Origin of the sequence: Pseudomonas sp. P8_241 (genome assembly GCF_034008315.1) — a bacterium.
Taxonomy (GTDB): Bacteria; Pseudomonadota; Gammaproteobacteria; order Pseudomonadales; family Pseudomonadaceae; genus Aquipseudomonas.
In genome coordinates this window covers 4,615,293-4,630,468 of sequence record NZ_CP125377.1, presented here as the reverse complement: position 1 = coordinate 4,630,468, position 15,176 = coordinate 4,615,293, and the positions used below count along the sequence as shown (strand labels likewise).

Annotated in this window: 19 protein-coding genes; 9 read left to right on the top strand and 10 right to left on the bottom strand. The window is 58.2% G+C overall.

What is annotated here, in order from left to right; all coding sequences use genetic code 11:
* Positions 1–24 precede the first annotated feature (24 nt).
* Positions 25–1,350 (bottom strand): tRNA 5-hydroxyuridine modification protein YegQ, encoded by a 1,326-nt coding sequence (yegQ, locus tag QMK58_RS20800; protein ID WP_320395355.1) that lies wholly within the window; start codon positions 1,348–1,350, stop codon positions 25–27.
* Positions 1,351–1,512: 162 nt separating this feature from the next.
* On the opposite strand from yegQ, the gene QMK58_RS20795 reads away from it, so the two are divergent.
* A complete protein-coding gene (locus QMK58_RS20795) occupies positions 1,513–2,574 on the top strand; it encodes an AI-2E family transporter (RefSeq protein ID WP_320395354.1) in 1,062 nt (353 codons plus the stop codon).
* Here the strand turns inward: QMK58_RS20795 and QMK58_RS20790 are convergent.
* The 3 genes from QMK58_RS20790 to QMK58_RS20780 all read right to left on the bottom strand — a co-directional run bounded on the left by QMK58_RS20790 (position 2,571) and on the right by QMK58_RS20780 (position 3,622).
* A complete protein-coding gene (locus QMK58_RS20790) occupies positions 2,571–2,762 on the bottom strand; it encodes a hypothetical protein (protein WP_053161658.1) in 192 nt (63 codons plus the stop codon). The genes QMK58_RS20795 and QMK58_RS20790 overlap by 4 nt on opposite strands.
* 115 nt (positions 2,763–2,877) lie before the next feature.
* Positions 2,878–3,072: a hypothetical protein gene (locus QMK58_RS20785; protein WP_053161548.1), complete on the bottom strand. Its 195-nt coding sequence runs from the start codon at positions 3,070–3,072 to the stop codon at positions 2,878–2,880.
* 187 nt (positions 3,073–3,259) lie between these two features.
* Entirely contained in the window at positions 3,260–3,622 is a 363-nt protein-coding gene (locus tag QMK58_RS20780) for a hypothetical protein (RefSeq protein ID WP_053161547.1), read from the bottom strand.
* Between the two features lie 244 nt (positions 3,623–3,866).
* Between QMK58_RS20780 and QMK58_RS20775 the strand changes: the two genes are divergently transcribed.
* Entirely contained in the window at positions 3,867–4,685 is an 819-nt protein-coding gene (locus QMK58_RS20775; protein ID WP_053161546.1) for a shikimate 5-dehydrogenase, read from the top strand.
* A 128-nt stretch (positions 4,686–4,813) separates the two neighbouring features.
* Here QMK58_RS20775 and QMK58_RS20770 read toward each other — a convergent pair whose 3' ends face one another.
* The gene (locus tag QMK58_RS20770; RefSeq protein ID WP_053161545.1) at positions 4,814–5,461 is read right to left on the bottom strand and encodes a YceH family protein; all 648 of its coding nucleotides are present in this window, start codon (positions 5,459–5,461) and stop codon (positions 4,814–4,816) included.
* Positions 5,462–5,586: 125 nt separating this feature from the next.
* Here QMK58_RS20770 and QMK58_RS20765 point away from each other — a divergent pair, with 125 nt between their 5' ends.
* The gene (locus QMK58_RS20765) at positions 5,587–6,096 is read left to right on the top strand and encodes a DUF1993 family protein (protein ID WP_053161544.1); all 510 of its coding nucleotides are present in this window, start codon (positions 5,587–5,589) and stop codon (positions 6,094–6,096) included.
* Between the two features lie 187 nt (positions 6,097–6,283).
* Here the strand turns inward: QMK58_RS20765 and sstT are convergent, their stop codons facing one another.
* Positions 6,284–7,516, bottom strand: a complete 1,233-nt coding sequence (gene sstT / locus QMK58_RS20760) for a serine/threonine transporter SstT (RefSeq protein ID WP_320395353.1) — start codon at positions 7,514–7,516, stop codon at positions 6,284–6,286.
* 317 nt (positions 7,517–7,833) lie between these two features.
* Here sstT and QMK58_RS20755 point away from each other — a divergent pair, with 317 nt between their 5' ends.
* On the top strand, positions 7,834–8,994 hold the full coding sequence (locus QMK58_RS20755) for an MFS transporter (protein ID WP_320395352.1): 1,161 nt from the start codon (positions 7,834–7,836) through the stop codon (positions 8,992–8,994).
* On the opposite strand, the gene nhaR is transcribed toward QMK58_RS20755, so the two are convergent.
* The gene (gene nhaR / locus QMK58_RS20750) at positions 8,981–9,880 is read right to left on the bottom strand and encodes a transcriptional activator NhaR (RefSeq protein WP_053161541.1); all 900 of its coding nucleotides are present in this window, start codon (positions 9,878–9,880) and stop codon (positions 8,981–8,983) included. The genes QMK58_RS20755 and nhaR overlap by 14 nt on opposite strands.
* 233 nt (positions 9,881–10,113) lie before the next feature.
* On the opposite strand from nhaR, the gene QMK58_RS20745 reads away from it, so the two are divergent.
* Positions 10,114–10,356, top strand: coding sequence for a hypothetical protein (locus tag QMK58_RS20745; protein WP_053161540.1), 243 nt, complete (start codon positions 10,114–10,116; stop codon positions 10,354–10,356).
* Positions 10,357–10,385: 29 nt separating this feature from the next.
* Positions 10,386–11,132 (top strand): TerC family protein, encoded by a 747-nt coding sequence (locus tag QMK58_RS20740; RefSeq protein WP_053161539.1) that lies wholly within the window; start codon positions 10,386–10,388, stop codon positions 11,130–11,132.
* 77 nt (positions 11,133–11,209) lie between these two features.
* Here the strand turns inward: QMK58_RS20740 and QMK58_RS20735 are convergent, their stop codons facing one another.
* On the bottom strand, positions 11,210–11,380 hold the full coding sequence (locus QMK58_RS20735; protein WP_320395351.1) for a hypothetical protein: 171 nt from the start codon (positions 11,378–11,380) through the stop codon (positions 11,210–11,212).
* A gap of 229 nt (positions 11,381–11,609) precedes the next feature.
* On the opposite strand from QMK58_RS20735, the gene QMK58_RS20730 reads away from it, so the two are divergent.
* The 3 genes from QMK58_RS20730 (at position 11,610) to QMK58_RS20720 (ending at position 12,806) form a co-directional block, all read left to right on the top strand.
* Positions 11,610–12,275 carry a peptidase C39 family protein gene (locus tag QMK58_RS20730; protein ID WP_413817389.1) on the top strand — a complete coding sequence of 222 codons (666 nt, stop codon included), beginning with the start codon at positions 11,610–11,612 and terminating at the stop codon, positions 12,273–12,275.
* Between the two features lie 91 nt (positions 12,276–12,366).
* Complete coding sequence (locus QMK58_RS20725) at positions 12,367–12,579, top strand: DUF6021 family protein (protein WP_053161537.1); 213 nt, start codon at positions 12,367–12,369, stop codon at positions 12,577–12,579.
* 11 nt (positions 12,580–12,590) lie between these two features.
* Complete coding sequence (locus QMK58_RS20720; RefSeq protein WP_320395350.1) at positions 12,591–12,806, top strand: hypothetical protein; 216 nt, start codon at positions 12,591–12,593, stop codon at positions 12,804–12,806.
* A 118-nt stretch (positions 12,807–12,924) separates the two neighbouring features.
* Here QMK58_RS20720 and pbpG read toward each other — a convergent pair whose 3' ends face one another.
* Together pbpG and folD are read right to left on the bottom strand one after the other, a co-directional pair.
* Positions 12,925–13,863 (bottom strand): D-alanyl-D-alanine endopeptidase, encoded by a 939-nt coding sequence (gene pbpG / locus QMK58_RS20715; protein WP_053161535.1) that lies wholly within the window; start codon positions 13,861–13,863, stop codon positions 12,925–12,927.
* 226 nt (positions 13,864–14,089) lie between these two features.
* Positions 14,090–14,944 (bottom strand): bifunctional methylenetetrahydrofolate dehydrogenase/methenyltetrahydrofolate cyclohydrolase FolD, encoded by an 855-nt coding sequence (gene folD / locus QMK58_RS20710; protein WP_053161534.1) that lies wholly within the window; start codon positions 14,942–14,944, stop codon positions 14,090–14,092.
* Positions 14,945–15,176 lie beyond the last annotated feature (232 nt).

Genomic DNA, 15,176 nt, shown 5'->3' with positions numbered 1-15,176 from the left:
TTCCGGCTCCGGTGTTGTTGATGGTCAGGTCAGGCGCACATCGCGCATCAGCAGGCCAAAACTTAAATCCACCGCATCCGGTATCGGTAAATACACCGTATGCCCATCCCCCGGAGCCACGTCAATCGCGTCGCCTTTGACATTGTTCAGTTGATGCAGATCGAAGTGAAAATTACCCCTGGGCGTCATCAGTTCCATGTGATCGCCCAGGGCAAAGCGGTTCTTCACCTTGACCTCCGCCAACCGGTCCCGTCGCTCGCCGGTCAGTTCGCCGACGAATTGCTGCCGTTCCGACACCGAGCTGCCGTTCTGGTAATTCTGGTACTCGTCATGCACGTGCCGACGCAGGAAACCTTCGGTGTAGCCGCGTTGGGCGAGGGACTCCAGGTCGGTCATCAGACTGCGGTCGAACTCGCGACCGACCACTGCATCGTCGATGGCCCGACGGTACACTTGCGTGGTTCTTGCACAGTAGAAGTGCGATTTGGTCCGGCCTTCGATTTTCAGTGAATGCACGCCCATTTGCGTCAAGCGCTCGACATGCTGCACGGCGCGCAGGTCCTTGGCGTTCATGATGTAGGTGCCGTGTTCGTCTTCGAAGGCGGGCATCAGTTCATCGGGGCGATTGGCTTCCTGCAGCAGAAACAACTGCTCGGTGGGGGCACCGAGACCCAGTGTCGGTTCCGGTTGAAAGAGTTGAACGATGTCCCCGGCGAGATTTTCCGTGGCCGGTTGCGCCGCATATTTCCAGCGGCAGGCATTGGTGCAACTGCCCTGGTTGGCGTCGCGCTTGTTCATGTAACCCGACAACAGGCAACGACCCGAATAGGCCATGCACAACGCGCCGTGGACGAACACTTCCAGCTCCATGGCCGGGACTTGCTGGCGAATTTCGGCGATTTCCTCCAGGGACAGCTCCCGCGACAGGATGATCCGGCTCAACCCCTGTTGCTGCCAGAACTCGACACTGGCCCAGTTGACCGTGTTGGCCTGTACCGAGAGGTGTATCGGCATCTGCGGGTAGTGACGGCGCACCAGCATGATCAAACCGGGGTCGGACATGATCAGGGCGTCCGGCGCCATGGCAATGATCGGTGCCAGGTCCTTGAGGAAGGTTTTGAGCTTGGCGTTGTGCGGCGCGATGTTCACCACTACGTAAAAGCGCTTGCCCTGAGCCTGGGCCTCGCGAATGCCGAGGGCCAGGTTGGCGTGATCGAATTCGTTGTTACGCACGCGCAGGCTGTAGCGCGGCTGGCCGGCGTACACCGCATCGGCGCCGTAGGCGAAGGCGTAACGCATGTTTTTCAGGGTGCCGGCGGGGGCAAGCAGTTCCGGAGCAATGAGATTCATGGTGAGTCGATCGCAAAAGTCGCGCAGGGTAACCCCCTTGGTCCGAGGACTTATTGATCTGGATCTATGCTTTATTCACCAACGGATGGCACTCGTGCGCGCTGCAGTGGCCTAAGCATCAGGGCGTACCTTCGCGTCCCGGCGCACTGGCATGGATCGGACATGAACAAAGAGACGCTCAAAGACAAATCGTTGGCCATCTTGCTGTTGCTGGTGAGTGTTGCGTTCATCTGGATACTGCTGCCGTTCTACGGTGCGGTGTTCTGGGCGGTGATCCTCGGTATTCTCTTCGCGCCCTTGCAACGTCAGCTGCAGCTGAAATTCGGCTGGCAGCGCAATCTCACCTCGTTGCTCACACTGAGCATCTGTCTGCTGATTGCGATTCTGCCGGTGATTATCCTGAGTATCTTCCTGGTCCAGGAGGGAACGGCGCTCTACAAGAACATCGAAAGCGGCGAGTTGGACATCGCCGGCTATGTAGCGCAGTTCAAGCACAGCCTGCCGCCGTACTTCCAGCATCTGCTCGACCGCTTCGGCATGGGTGAGCTCAATGGGCTTCGCGAGAAAATCATCAAGAGCGCCATGACCGGTAACGAGTTCGTCGCCACCCAGGCCTTCAGTTTTGGTCAGGGAACATTCGAGTTCATCGTCAGTTTTTTCATCATGTTGTACCTGCTGTTTTTCTTCCTGCGCGACGGTGCGGAACTCGCACGCAAGGTGCGCATGGCCGTGCCACTGGAGGAAAGCCAGAAGCGTCGGTTGCAGCTCAAGTTCAATCGGGTGGTGCGGGCGACGGTAAAAGGCAACCTGGTGGTCGCCATTACCCAAGGCGCCCTGGGCGGTTTGATTTTCTGGTTTCTGGAGATTCCCAGTGCATTGATCTGGGCGGTGTTGATGGCGTTTCTGTCATTGTTGCCAGCGGTGGGGGCGGGGATTATCTGGGCGCCGGTTGCTGCGTTCTTCCTGTTCACAGGAGCGATCTGGCAAGGGGTGACGCTGGTGTTGTTCGGTGTGTTGGTGATCGGGCTGGTGGATAACGTATTACGTCCGATCCTGGTGGGCAAGGACACCAAGATGCCGGACTACATGATCCTGATCTCGACCCTCGGCGGCCTGGCGATTTTTGGCCTGAACGGCTTCGTCATCGGCCCGTTGATCGCGGCCCTTTTCATGTCGAGCTGGGCCATTTTCATCGAGACCAAACCGCGTGTTCAGCTGCCTTAGGCGCTGAGTTGCCCGGGCCGACCGGTGCCGATTTGTTGCGACATCGCCCTGGCGGCGGGCAGCGAAGTGAGTGGGCCGCTGATTGGCTCGCCGTCCTGCACCAGATACCAGCAGGCAAGCATGCCCAGTTCTCTGAGTGAGGCGGGAACGGCGCTGCCGATAACGGACATGATCTGAATCTGAGACATCATAAGTACCTCCATTAATCTATGGAGCTACCTTACGGTTCTGGAGCGGCAACGAAAAATCAACGCGTTCGATAGTGGACATTGATGCCGCAGTGGGCAATCGACCGGCTGTCGGTCAGTCGACCACCTGATCGAGCATATGAACCACTTCCTGCTCGCTGAGCAGGCCTTTGCGCACCAGGTTCCTGGTCAGCAGCGAAAGAAACTTGGCGCTGCGGTGGCCTTCCAGTTGCTTGAGTTCGGTCAGTACGTTGTACACCTTGGCGCAGGTGCACAAACCGACAATGCGGTGCGGGTTTTGTGTGGGCATGAGGTCGTCCTTGTTCTTATCAACTGTTTGACGGACAGTTTTTCCAATCGGTGTCGATCGGGCTGTTCCCAGAGCGACCTTGACGAGATTTATCCAGACCTGCGACGACGAATGGCGGTGTGTGGGAGACAGATTTTTACGCTCGCAATAAAAAGCCCCGCACAGAAAGCGGGGCTTGATGAACCTGTTACCAGCGGCCGTAACCGTGGGGTGGGCCATAGTAGCCGCGAGGTGGGCCGTAATAACCACGAGGCGGACCGTAATAAACCGGGGCCGGGCGATAGTAGATCGGTTGTTGCACGTAGACCGGCGCCGGCTGGTAGTAAACCGGAGGTGGCGGTGCGTAATAGACCGGCGCGGGCTGGGCGTAGACCGGTTGGGGTGCGACATACACCGGTCGATTGGCGTTGATCAGGGCCGAGCCGACGATGGCAGTACCGACAATCGCTCCGTATACCGCCGCATCATTACCACCACCATGGGCTTGCGCCTGACCTGTGATAGCGAGTGCGCTGATCAGCAAGGCAACTGTGGGGATTTTACGGATCATGATAGTTCCTCGTTTCTTCGACCCGGCGCTTGTGTCTGCGATAGATACAAGGATTGTCGCGGGGATACATCTAAGACAGCTTTTTTCCGAAAAACAGCACAGCCGGTGGGTAAATTTTGTGTAAGGTCTGTACCGGTTTGCTGACGGTCGTGACAGGCCGCGAACAGCTGCACAAATATGATCGATCAGAACCGGTGGGCTGGCTAATCCCGTCCATCCGAAAGTGCGTTTGAAGGAGATTTTCATGCAGATGAACCCCAACAAAGACACCCAGTTGTGCATGTCGCTTTCCGGGCGGCCAGGGAACTTTGGCCTCAGATTTCACAATCATCTGTATGAACAACTGGGCCTGAATTTCTATTACAAGGCCTTCGCCAGTCAGGATCTGCCTGGCGCAGTCGCCGGAATTCGAGCACTACGGATCCGTGGGTGCGGTGTGTCGATGCCGTTCAAGGAAGCCTGTATTGCTTTGGTCGATGAGCTGGATGCATCGGCGGCCGCCATTCAATCGATCAATACAATCGTCAACTCCGATGGCCATCTGAAAGCCTACAACACCGATTACATCGCTATCGCTCAACTGCTGCGAACCCACGAAGTGCCCAAGGATTCGACCTTTGCCCTGCGTGGCAGCGGCGGCATGGCCAAAGCGGTTGCTAGCGCCTTGCGCGATGGCGGCTATAAAAACGGCGTGATTGTGGCCCGCAACGAGCACGCTGGGCAGGCATTGGCGCGATCATTGGGGTACGAATGGCAAGCGGAGCTGGGTGGCCGACGTCCGCAGATGCTGATCAACGTCACGCCGATCGGTATGACCGGTGGTCTGGAGGCCGATCAATTGGCCTTCGAGGCGGATGCCATCGCCCAGGCGGAAACGGTCTTCGACGTGGTGGCAGTTCCCTCGGAAACACCGCTGATTGTGCGCGGCCGGGCTGAAGGCAAGCGGTTGATCACCGGGCTCGAAGTCATCGCGATTCAGGCGCTGGAGCAGTTTGTGCTGTACACCGGGGTGCGACCGACCGAGGAGCAGTTTGGCAAAGCGGTGGAATTCGCCCGCAGCTGACCTGTATTGATTGTACGGACGCCATCGCGAGCAAGCTTGCTCCTACAGGCGCGCACCGCAAGCCTATTGTGGGAGCGTGCTCGCGATGGCGGCGGTGCATCCAGCATCAAAGTGACTGGAAACTCACTCTACTCCAGTCGCTCCAACCGCTCTTCCAGCGCCGCAATCCGCGCTTCAAGCTCTTCGATCCGCTCGATTGAAACACCGCTGCCGGTACTGCGCTCCGACGGATTTTGCCGCGCCGCGAGAATCGCTTCGATATCCGCCGGATCACCCAGTGCATGGGTATAACGATCCTCACGTTGGCCAGCCTGGCGCGGGATCAGCACTGCCAGGCCTCGGGCAATCAACCGCTCCAGTTGATGCACCACCTGTTCGGTGTCTTCGAATTCATGCATGCGACCACTGCGGGTCAGCAGTTCGTTGACCGTCTGCGGGCCGCGCAGGAACATCAGCCCCGTCAGAATCACCTGCGCCGGCACCAGTTCCAGCGCCTTGTCGACCTTATGCTCCCAGCGATCGGCGCGGCTACCCATCACCAATTTGGCAAAGCCGCGCCCTTCAAGTGCACGCAGACTCTGGCCGACCTGGCCAGGGGTGAGGTTCATCACCGGCTCACGGCTGGTCTTCTGGTTGCAGGCAATCACCAGGGCATTGAGGGTCAGCGGATAGGTTTCCGGGCTGGTGGCCTGTTTTTCGATCAACGAGCCCAAAATGCGGATTTCCGTGCCGTTCAGGCGTGGTTCGTCAAAGGTCTGTTCTTGATCAGTGCTCATCGCGCTTTTCCCTGTGCCGTCGAAGCAGCCTAGCCTAATCCTTGCAGGATAAAAGACAAGCCGCAGGACGGTCGGGGGTGGCTATAATCGGCCCACGTTCTTTCCTGTCATCACACGAGACTGCCATGACCATTTCCCTGTACGACGCTTCTGTGCCTGTTTTCCAGCAAATGCTCAACGCCCTGAGCGATGTGCTGAAGAAAGCGGAAGCCCACGCGAGCGCCAAGAACATCGACCCGAACGCCTTCCTGCAGGCTCGCCTGTACCCGGACATGTTCCCGCTGGTGCGTCAGGTGCAGATTGCAGTTGATTTCGCCAAGGGTGTTTCCGCGCGCCTGGCTGAAGTCGAACTGCCGAAGTACGACGACACCGAAACCACCTTCGCCGAGCTGCAAGCGTTGATCGCCAAGGTCCTGGCCTTCATTGGCGAGTTCAAGCCGGACCAGATCAATGGCAAGGAAGGGATCGAGATCGTCACCCGTCCGGGCACACCCAAGGAGAAACGCTTCACGGGTCAGTCTTACCTGCTGACCTATGGCCTGCCGCAGTTTTTCTTCCACGTCACCACGACTTATGCGCTACTGCGTCATAACGGTGTGGAAGTGGGCAAGCGCGATTACATGGGCGCGTTCTAAAACCGTCCAGATACAAAAAAGCCCCCGGAGCCTTAGGCTTCGGGGGCTTTTTCATGGGTATGCATTTATTCGCTGCACCACGAACCCTGTGGGAGCTAGCCTGCTAGCGATGGCGTACTGTCAGCCAACATCAATGTTGAATGTTGCGCCATCATCGCTAGCAGGCTAGCTCCCACAGAGATTTTTGTCAGGCCAGGCGTTCTGCTTTTGCCTCTTCACCCAGGCAAGCCGCTGCGGTGAACAGCACGTCGGTGGAGGAATTCAGCGCCGTCTCCGCCGAGTCCTGCAACACGCCGATGATGAAACCAACCGCCACCACCTGCATGGCGATTTCGCTGGGAATGCCGAACAGGCTGCATGCCAGCGGAATCAGCAACAGCGAACCGCCCGCCACGCCCGAAGCGCCGCAAGCGCAGATTGCCGCAACGACGCTCAGCAGAATCGCGGTCGGGATGTCCACGGCGATACCCAATGTATGCACGGCGGCCAGGGTGAGCACGGTGATGGTGATCGCGGCGCCCGCCATGTTGATGGTCGCGCCCAATGGGATCGACACCGAGTACGTGTCCTCGTGCAGGCCCAGACGCTTGCTCAACTCCAGGTTGACCGGGATGTTCGCCGCCGAACTGCGGGTGAAGAACGCGGTGATGCCGCTCTCGCGCAGGCAGGTCAGTACCAGCGGATAAGGGTTGCGGCGCAGCTTCCAGAACACGATCAGCGGGTTCATTACCAGCGCCACGAACAGCATGCAACCGAGCAGCACGGCCAGCAGGTGTGCGTAACCAATCAGCGCGCCAAAACCGGAAGTGGCCAGGGTCGAGGCCACCAGGCCGAAGATACCCAGCGGTGCGAAGCTGATCACCAGGCGCACGATCACCGTCACCCCGTTCGACAGGTCGCCCAGTACTTCACGAGTGGTGTCGCCTGCGTGGCGAATGGCGATACCCATACCGATGGCCCAGGCGAGAATACCGATGAAGTTGGCGTTCATCAGTGCACTGACCGGGTTGTCCACCACGCTCAGCAGCAGGCTTTGCAGGACTTCGCCGATCCCGCCCGGTGCCGACACCGCAACGTCCTGGGTCGACAGCACCAGGCTCGAGGGGAACATCATGCTGGCCACTACCGCGACCACCGCGGCGGCGAATGTGCCCAGCAGATACAGGAACAGAATCGGCCGGATATGAGTTTCCTGACCGTGCTTGTGGTTGGCGATCGACGCCATGACCAGCACGAACACCAGAATCGGCGCGACCGCTTTCAGTGCGCTGACAAACACTTTGCCGATAAACGCAGTGGACTTCGCCGCTTCAGGTGCAAACAGGGCCAAGGCAATGCCGGCGATAAGGCCGATGACGATTTGCGTGACCAGGCTCAGGCGTTTGAGGCGGTGCAATAAAGAAGGGGATGAAGCAGTCATAAAACGGCGTCTCTGAATTTTTTATAAGTGCATGATTTCGCCGCGCGTTCGGCGGGCAGGAAACCGAAGTGTGTCGCGACATCGACGCAAAAATGGCCGATGAACACTGGGTGTACGTTTTTCAGGGCGCGGACTTTATCACAGCGTAGGCACGATCTTTCAGCCTGTGACGAACTGCCGCCACGGCCTTCAACGCGAAATGCAGGTTCGTGCAACCGCGTCCGGAAACACTCTGTTAAGATTCGCCATCCTCATTTTCATCTTGCCAGTGGGCCTTCGGGTCTTCGCTGGTGTCGTCGTTTTTTCTGGAGTTTTGCATGCTGTTGCCCATTCTTCTGTTGTCCGCCGCCGGTTTCACGGTGCTGACCACGGAATTCATCATCATTGGCCTGTTACCGGCAATTGCCCGGGATCTGGAGGTCAGCATCCCGCAAGCCGGGTTGCTGGTGACCTTGTTCGCGTTCACCGTCGCCGCGTTCGGGCCGTTTCTCACGGCGTACTTCGCCCGTTTCGAGCGGCGCAAGCTGTTTATCTCGGTGTTGATCATGTTTGGCCTGGCCAACACGCTCGCAGCCCTGGCGCCGAATATCTGGGTGATGGCGTTTGCCCGGTTGGTTCCGGCGCTGGGTCTTCCGGTGTTCTGGGCTTTGGCCAGCGAGACGGCGGTGGACATCGTCGGGCCGGACTACGCCGGACGTGCCATTGCCAAGATCGGCTTCGGTATTGTCTGCGCCTCGGTGTTCGGCATTCCGGTGGGCACGCTGATTTCCGACGCGTTCGGCTGGCGCAGTGCTTTCGCGATTCTGGCGGTCATCGCCTTTGCCAAAGCCTTGCTGCTGTTTATCTATCTGCCGAAAACCAACTTGCATCAACATCAAGTGAGCTTCAGGTCGCAGTTCAAGATCCTGCGCAGCCCGCTGATGCTCGGTCACGTGCTGCTGTCAGTGATTGTGTTCAGCGGCATGTTCACCGCCTACACCTATCTGGCGGACATTCTCGAACGACTTGCCGGTTTCAACGGCACGGTGGTGGGCTGGTGCCTGATGGGCTTCGGTGCGGTCGGACTGATCGGCAACTCGCTGGGCGGTCGCGCCGTGGATCGCCATCCACTGATGGCTTCAATGATGTTCTGTGCCTTCATGATTGCCGGGCTGGTGGCGCTGGTGCCGAATATTCATTCACCTGTGGGGCTGGCGGCGGCGATGGGCGTCTGGGGCGTGACCCAGGCCGCGCTTTTCCTGGTCAGCCATGTGCGCTTGATGAAAGCAGCCCCGCAAGCACCGGCGTTCGCCGCATCGTTGAACATTGCCGGGGCCAATCTCGGCATCGGTCTGGGTGCGATGATCGGCGGACGGGTGATCGACAGCGTTGGCCTGCAAGGCCTTGGTTTCGCCGCGGCCGGTTTTATCCTTGCCTCGATCCTGCTGGCCATTGCACTGATGACCTTCAAGCCGCGGGAAGTCGTCACAGCGCTGTAAACAACTCGCGTCGGGCACCTTCGGTAATGGCGACAATGCCGGGGTGCTTGACCTTGCGTTCCACTGAGATGGCGTAGAACGACTCGCTCACCGCGTCGGTCTGGCCGATCACCTCCACGCCGCATTGGCGTTTCACTTCATCGGCAATTACGCTCGGGCCGATGAAAATCCCGCTGCCCGATTGGCCGAAGGCCTGCATCAATGCACTGTCATCGAACTCGCCGACAATCTGCGGCTGGATCTGCTGCTCGGCGAACCAGCGTTGCAAACGGCTGCGCACCACGGTTTCCGGGCCGGGGATCAACAACGGCGCACCGTGCAGGTTGCGCGGAAAGTCGTTTCCATAACGAGCCGCCAGTTCTGGGGTGGCAAAGAAGCTGATCCCGCACTCACCCAGTTTCTGGCTGTAACCCTTGATGTCCAGGTGCGACGGCATCGGGCTGTCGGAAATCACCAGGTCCAGGCGTTGGATCGCCAGGTCGGCGAGCAGACGCTCAAGTTTGTCTTCGCGGCAGGTGATGCGCAGTGGTTCGTTCAGCTCCATGGTCGGTGCGATCAGGCGGTAGACGATGGATTTGGGCACAACGTCAGCGACGCCGACGCGAAACAGAATCTGCTGTTCGTTGGGCTGGGCGCGTAACATCAACTCCAGTTCGCCACCCAGTTGAAACATTTGTTCGGCGTAGGGCAGGGTCTGCCGACCGGCCTCGGTAAGTTCCAGTTGCCGGCCTACCCGGCGAAATAACTCGATGCCATAGGTCTGTTCAAGCAATGAAATCTGCCCGCTGATGGTTTGCGGCGTGAGGTTCAGCTGTTCACAGGCGCGCACGATGCTGCCGGTTTTGGCCACCACCCAAAAATAATGCAATTGGCGATAGTTGAGCACTACTGATATCCCCGTAGGAGCTGCCGAAGGCCGCGATCTTTAAAAGCAACGTCAAAAGATCGCAGTCTGCGGCAGCACCTACATAAAGCGATTGTGTGATGAATGCTGGATTCGTAAAAACCGAAGTATAGCTGCTAAAAATACGAATTTTCCTGAAGTGTTTGTCTCCCTAGAATGCGTCGCTATTAGCGGGCCATCGTTTCGGTCTCGTTCGTTCTATCGAGGAAAACATCATGAAGGTTAAAGCCACGGCCCTGCTGATCACGTCTTTACTGGTATTGGCCGGTTGCGACCAGGCCGAGAAAAGCGCTCAGCAATTGATGGGCAAGGCAGCCGAAAGCGCCAAACAAGCGATTGACGATACCCACAAAGCCGCCGAGCAAGCGCTCAGCGATGCCACGGGTAGCTTGATCAGCAAAAAAGAATCATCGGAAAAAGAGGCGGAAAAAACCGAATCTTCTTCCCAGGAAATCTAAACGTCTTATAACGAGTCAGGACTGACCCAATGGAATACCTTTTACAGCTTGCCGCCAGCCCCGCAGCCTGGGTCGCCTTGTCGACGCTGATCGTGATGGAAATCGTGCTGGGCATCGATAACCTGATCTTCATCTCGATCCTGACCAACAAACTGCCCTTGCAGAATCGGCAGAAGGCACGCCGAATCGGTATCGGCATGGCATTGATACTGCGTCTGGGCTTGCTCAGCACCATCGCGTTCATCGTCCAGTTGACTGCGCCGGTGTTCGAGGTACTTGGCCATGCGCTTTCCTGGAAAGACATGATCCTGATCGCTGGCGGTCTGTTCCTGTTGTGGAAGGCAACCTCCGAGATCCATCACAGCATGGATCCGGCACCGGAAGATCCGAAGTCGGCGACATCGACCGTGACCTTGGGTTTTGCCGCGGCGATCGGTCAGATCCTGATGCTGGACATGGTGTTCTCCATCGACAGCATCATTACCGCTGTTGGCATGACCGAGCATTTGCCGATCATGGTCATCGCAGTAGTGGTCTCGGTGCTGGTGATGTTGTTCGCGGCTGATCCGCTGGCCAAGTTCATCAACGACAACCCGACAGTAGTGATGCTCGCCCTGGGCTTCTTGATCATGATTGGCATGACGCTGATCGCCGAAGGCTTCGGTGCCCACGTACCGAAAGGCTATGTGTATGCGGCGATGGCATTCTCGGCGGCAGTCGAGGTGCTGAACATCCTGCGTCGCAACCGGCATAAGCGCCTGGCTGCTGAAGCCTGATAGTCGCCAAATGAAACGGCCGCCTGAAACTTCTGGAAGAAGTCAGGCGGCCGTTTTTGTTTGTGCCCCGTTGTAAATCAGTGGGCGCTGGCGTGAGAGGCGGGTGATTCTTCTTCTTTTGCCAGTGGTGCCGGCTGAACCGGATGGTGATGGTGGCGTCGGGTAATCCGCAGCACGCCCCACAACATGGCCGCGGCGACGGCCAGCCAGCCGAAAATCAACATCACGATGGTCATTGTCAGGCTCATCTGTGCCTCCTCTTTGCCCTGCTGCGGGCGCACTCACTGTGCTTGTGCTCTTTAGAACACAGTCTAGCCGTTGCCGTATTTCAGGCTATTGACCAAAGGTCGGCTATCACCAACCAGTTCGCTCTATCCAACCCATTCAACTACGGTTTAAGGCTATACCGGCGCTGCGCGGCGACCTATCATCGACGGCCTAGCCGACGCGATTGCCTGGCAACTGAACAAGAGAGTGATGATAGTGCGAGTGATTCCTCGAGCGCTTTGCATGGCGTTGATTATTGCCAGCCTGACGGGCTGTGCGGGGAGTGTCGACCCGCAGGTCAAGCGTCTGCCTGAGCGGGTGGAGCTTAGTGGTCGGTTCTACAAAGGCGTCGCGTTCCAGAGCGGGCCGCAAGTGTTGGCGAGCATGTTGTCGCAGCAGGGCGTCGTGATCACGCCGGGCCTGCTCGATGAACCCTTGCACCTGCCGGGTGCGGAAGGGCAATTGCAACAAAACATGCAAAGCCTTGCCCGTGAGTACGGCATGGTCGTCTATCCCCTCGACAGTAATTTGCCCGCGTTGCTGAGCCAGGTAGCCGCCGGCTTTCCAGTGATGGTGCGCTTCACTGAGGGTTCTGCGATGTGGGCCGAGCCTCGTTACGCGATTCTTTCCGGATATAACCGCCAGAAGCAAACAGTCTTGCTGCGGGCCGGCATGAATCGCAATACGCTGATGAGCTTCAGCTCGTTTGAATCGGCCTTCAAGGACGCTGGCGGTTGGGCAGTGTTGATCCAGAGTCCGACGCAAATCCCGGCCCAGGTCGATCGTCCGCGCTGGCTCAAGGCGGCGAGTGACTTGGCCCAGGCCGGTCAGGAGCAGGCGGCCGCCAAAGCCAGGAAAGCCTTGGCCGCACAGTAGTCCCGTTCGTCACCTGCCGGGCACCTGCGACCGCAGCCAGCCTCTGATCTGTAAGGGCCCGAACGTTTCGGGCCCTGATCAGGAGGCGACCATGGTTCATTCCTCTACGCCCGACGGCCCACATTCATCTGAGCACTCCTCCGGTGATGAGCTCGACTTTGACCCCGATTCCCCCGATCTCGCTGATCCCCAGGTCGACCCCACAGGGCCGGCCAAGGCCCCTCGGGACGTAAAACCGGGTGATAACCCCAAGGCTCCGGCGAAGCCCTACGATCCCCTTGGCGATCTGAAACCGCAGACTTGATGGAGGTGCGTATGTCTACTGATTCGAGTTTCGATGACAAGCGTCCGGAGACTGTTCCTACGACGCCGGAGAAAGACATGGACCCGGTGATGGACCCTGACAGCCCGCTGCGTGATCCGCTGGCCCGTCCAGCGGTTGCACCCGGGGAACATCCGAAAGGTTGGCGGGATCCGAGCGCTGGAGACGGTATTCCGGATGATGACCAGATGCCGCTGCCTAATGATTAATGGCTAAAAAAAACTGTGGCGAGGGAGCTTGCTCCCGCTGGACAGCGTAGCTGTCCCATGGGGCCGCTTCCCAGCCCAGCGGGAGCAAGCTCCCTCGCCACAGGTTCGTGTCGCGTTGCTACTTCGAGGCTTCAACCACGCCGCTCTGGCGTTGCTTGAGGTTTTTGTCCGATTTGTATTGCAACGCTACGGACGGCACCGTCGCGCTGTTGCCGGTTTCGACCCATTTGCGAATGCGCGTGGCATCGGCGAAGTGGGTGTACTTGCCGTAGGCGTCAAGAATGACCAGCGCAACCGGGCGATTAGCCATATGGGTCACCAGCACCAGGCAGTGACCAGCAGCGTTGGTAAAACCGGTCTTGGTCAGTTCGATGTTCCAGTTCGGTTTGTTGACCAGATGGTCGGTGTTGCGGAAACCCAGGCTGTAATTGGGTTTGCGGAACGACACGGTTTTTTGCTTGGTCGTGCTCAGCTCAGTCAGCAAAGGGTACTTGTGCGCGGCGACCAATAGCTTGCTCAGGTCGCGAGCGGTGGACACGTTGCGCGGTGACAGGCCGGTCGGTTCGACAAAGTGCGTGCTGTTCATGCCCAGTGCCCTTGCCTTGGCGTTCATTGCGGCAATAAATGCCGCATAACCGCCAGGGTAGTGATGGGCGAGGCTCGCGGCGGCGCGGTTCTCCGAGGACATCAGCGCGATCAGAAGCATTTCCCGGCGTGGCATCTCGCTGTTGAGTTTGACCCGGGAAAACACGCCCTTCATTTCCGGGGTGTCACTGATGTTGATGTTGATGTACTCGTCCATGTTCTGACGGGCTTCGACCACGACCAGGCCGGTCATCAACTTGCTGACGGAAGCGATGGGTACCACCACGTCCGGGTTATTGGCATAGATGACTTTGTTGGTCTGCAAATCAACCAGCAAAGTGCTGCCGGACGCGAGCTTGAGTCGTGTGTTGTCCCGCGGCGCCGCGGTCGTTTCGCCAGCGCTGGCGATTGGCGTGATGAGAATCCCTGTAACGGCAAACAATAGGCTCAGGATAGAAAGACGGATTTTCACGCTGGCAGACTCATAAGGTGTTGATAAGCCGTTTTGTAACGGGCTATTTCTCAAAAAGCGCGACATTTTGGAGTATGGCTGAATAACTGTCGATGGTTGTTCAAGTAACAGGTGAAAGTCCTTGGAAACATGAAAAAAACGTCATTTTCCGGCGGATGGTCGATCTTTTTTTACAGACAAAAAAAACCCCGCGATGGGCGGGGTTCTTCTTATGCCAATCTGCAACTTAGCTGTGCAGTGTTTCAGCTGCATACAGAGTGTTTTCCAGCAGGCAGGCACGAGTCATCGGGCCTACACCGCCGGGCACTGGTGTGATCCAGCCTGCACGGGGCAGGGCGGTTTCGTAGATCACATCACCGACCAGCTTGCCGTCTGCCTGGCGGTTGATTCCGACGTCAATCACGATGGCGCCTTCCTTGATCCACTCGCCCTTGACCAGGCCCGGCTTGCCGGCGGCGACCACGACCAGATCGGCGCGGCCGACGTGGCCAGCCAGGTCCTTGGTGAAGCGGTGGGTGACGGTCACGGTGCAACCGGCCAGCAACAACTCCATCGCCATCGGGCGACCAACAATGTTGGAGGCACCGACAATGACGGCATTCATCCCGTACAGATCGGCGCCGGTGCTTTCCAGCAAGGTCATAATGCCTTTGGGGGTGCAGGGGCGCAGCAGGGGAATGCGCTGGGCCAGGCGACCGACGTTATAAGGATGGAAGCCGTCGACGTCTTTGTCCGGACGAATGCGCTCCAGCAGTTTGGAGGCATCCAGGTGCTCTGGAAGTGGAAGCTGCAGGAGAACGCCATCAATCGCCGGGTCGTCGTTCAGGCGATCGATCAGATCGGTCAGCGTTTCTTGAGTGGTTTCGGAAGGCAGGTCATAGGCCTGGGAAAGGAAGCCGACTTCTTCACAGTCTTTACGCTTGTGCGAGACATAAACCTGAGAGGCAGGATCGCTGCCGACCAGGATCACCGCGAGGCCCGGCGTGCGCAGACCTTGCTGGCGACGCTCGGTGACGCGTTGGGCGATCTGCTGGCGCAGGCTGGCGGCGATCGATTTGCCGTCGATAAGTTGTGCAGTCATTGCGCGTGATTAACCATCGAGAGGGGAAAAAAAGAGAACGCATTCTCGCATGTCATGCGGTGAGGGCAAAGGCGCTTGGTCTGCAAATTCCTCTAAGCCCTTTAATTAAATGAATTTTTTTTAAAAAAGATTTGACGGCCTTCAGGTCGCTCTATACTATTCGTCGCACTTGTCGGGCACAGCCTAGCACTGGTTGAGAAGGTCGAGCGGAACCGCGGTTCTGCAAAGCTGG

What these genes read in the sequence shown, in the direction of transcription:
- QMK58_RS20720 (WP_320395350.1), top strand. Translation starts at nt 12,591, where the DNA reads ATGTCTACTGATTCGAGTTTCGATGACAAGCGTCCGGAGACTGTTCCT.
- QMK58_RS20795 (WP_320395354.1), top strand. Translation starts at nt 1,513, where the DNA reads ATGAACAAAGAGACGCTCAAAGACAAATCGTTGGCCATCTTGCTGTTG.
- QMK58_RS20745 (WP_053161540.1), top strand. Translation starts at nt 10,114, where the DNA reads ATGAAGGTTAAAGCCACGGCCCTGCTGATCACGTCTTTACTGGTATTG.
- QMK58_RS20755 (WP_320395352.1), top strand. Translation starts at nt 7,834, where the DNA reads ATGCTGTTGCCCATTCTTCTGTTGTCCGCCGCCGGTTTCACGGTGCTG.
- QMK58_RS20765 (WP_053161544.1), top strand. Translation starts at nt 5,587, where the DNA reads ATGACCATTTCCCTGTACGACGCTTCTGTGCCTGTTTTCCAGCAAATG.
- folD (WP_053161534.1), bottom strand. Translation starts at nt 14,944, where the DNA reads ATGACTGCACAACTTATCGACGGCAAATCGATCGCCGCCAGCCTGCGC.
- QMK58_RS20730 (WP_413817389.1), top strand. Translation starts at nt 11,610, where the DNA reads ATGATAGTGCGAGTGATTCCTCGAGCGCTTTGCATGGCGTTGATTATT.
- yegQ (WP_320395355.1), bottom strand. Translation starts at nt 1,350, where the DNA reads ATGAATCTCATTGCTCCGGAACTGCTTGCCCCCGCCGGCACCCTGAAA.
- QMK58_RS20775 (WP_053161546.1), top strand. Translation starts at nt 3,867, where the DNA reads ATGCAGATGAACCCCAACAAAGACACCCAGTTGTGCATGTCGCTTTCC.
- sstT (WP_320395353.1), bottom strand. Translation starts at nt 7,516, where the DNA reads ATGACTGCTTCATCCCCTTCTTTATTGCACCGCCTCAAACGCCTGAGC.
- QMK58_RS20780 (WP_053161547.1), bottom strand. Translation starts at nt 3,622, where the DNA reads ATGATCCGTAAAATCCCCACAGTTGCCTTGCTGATCAGCGCACTCGCT.
- QMK58_RS20740 (WP_053161539.1), top strand. Translation starts at nt 10,386, where the DNA reads ATGGAATACCTTTTACAGCTTGCCGCCAGCCCCGCAGCCTGGGTCGCC.
- QMK58_RS20790 (WP_053161658.1), bottom strand. Translation starts at nt 2,762, where the DNA reads ATGTCTCAGATTCAGATCATGTCCGTTATCGGCAGCGCCGTTCCCGCC.
- QMK58_RS20770 (WP_053161545.1), bottom strand. Translation starts at nt 5,461, where the DNA reads ATGAGCACTGATCAAGAACAGACCTTTGACGAACCACGCCTGAACGGC.
- QMK58_RS20725 (WP_053161537.1), top strand. Translation starts at nt 12,367, where the DNA reads ATGGTTCATTCCTCTACGCCCGACGGCCCACATTCATCTGAGCACTCC.
- QMK58_RS20785 (WP_053161548.1), bottom strand. Translation starts at nt 3,072, where the DNA reads ATGCCCACACAAAACCCGCACCGCATTGTCGGTTTGTGCACCTGCGCC.
- QMK58_RS20735 (WP_320395351.1), bottom strand. Translation starts at nt 11,380, where the DNA reads ATGAGCCTGACAATGACCATCGTGATGTTGATTTTCGGCTGGCTGGCC.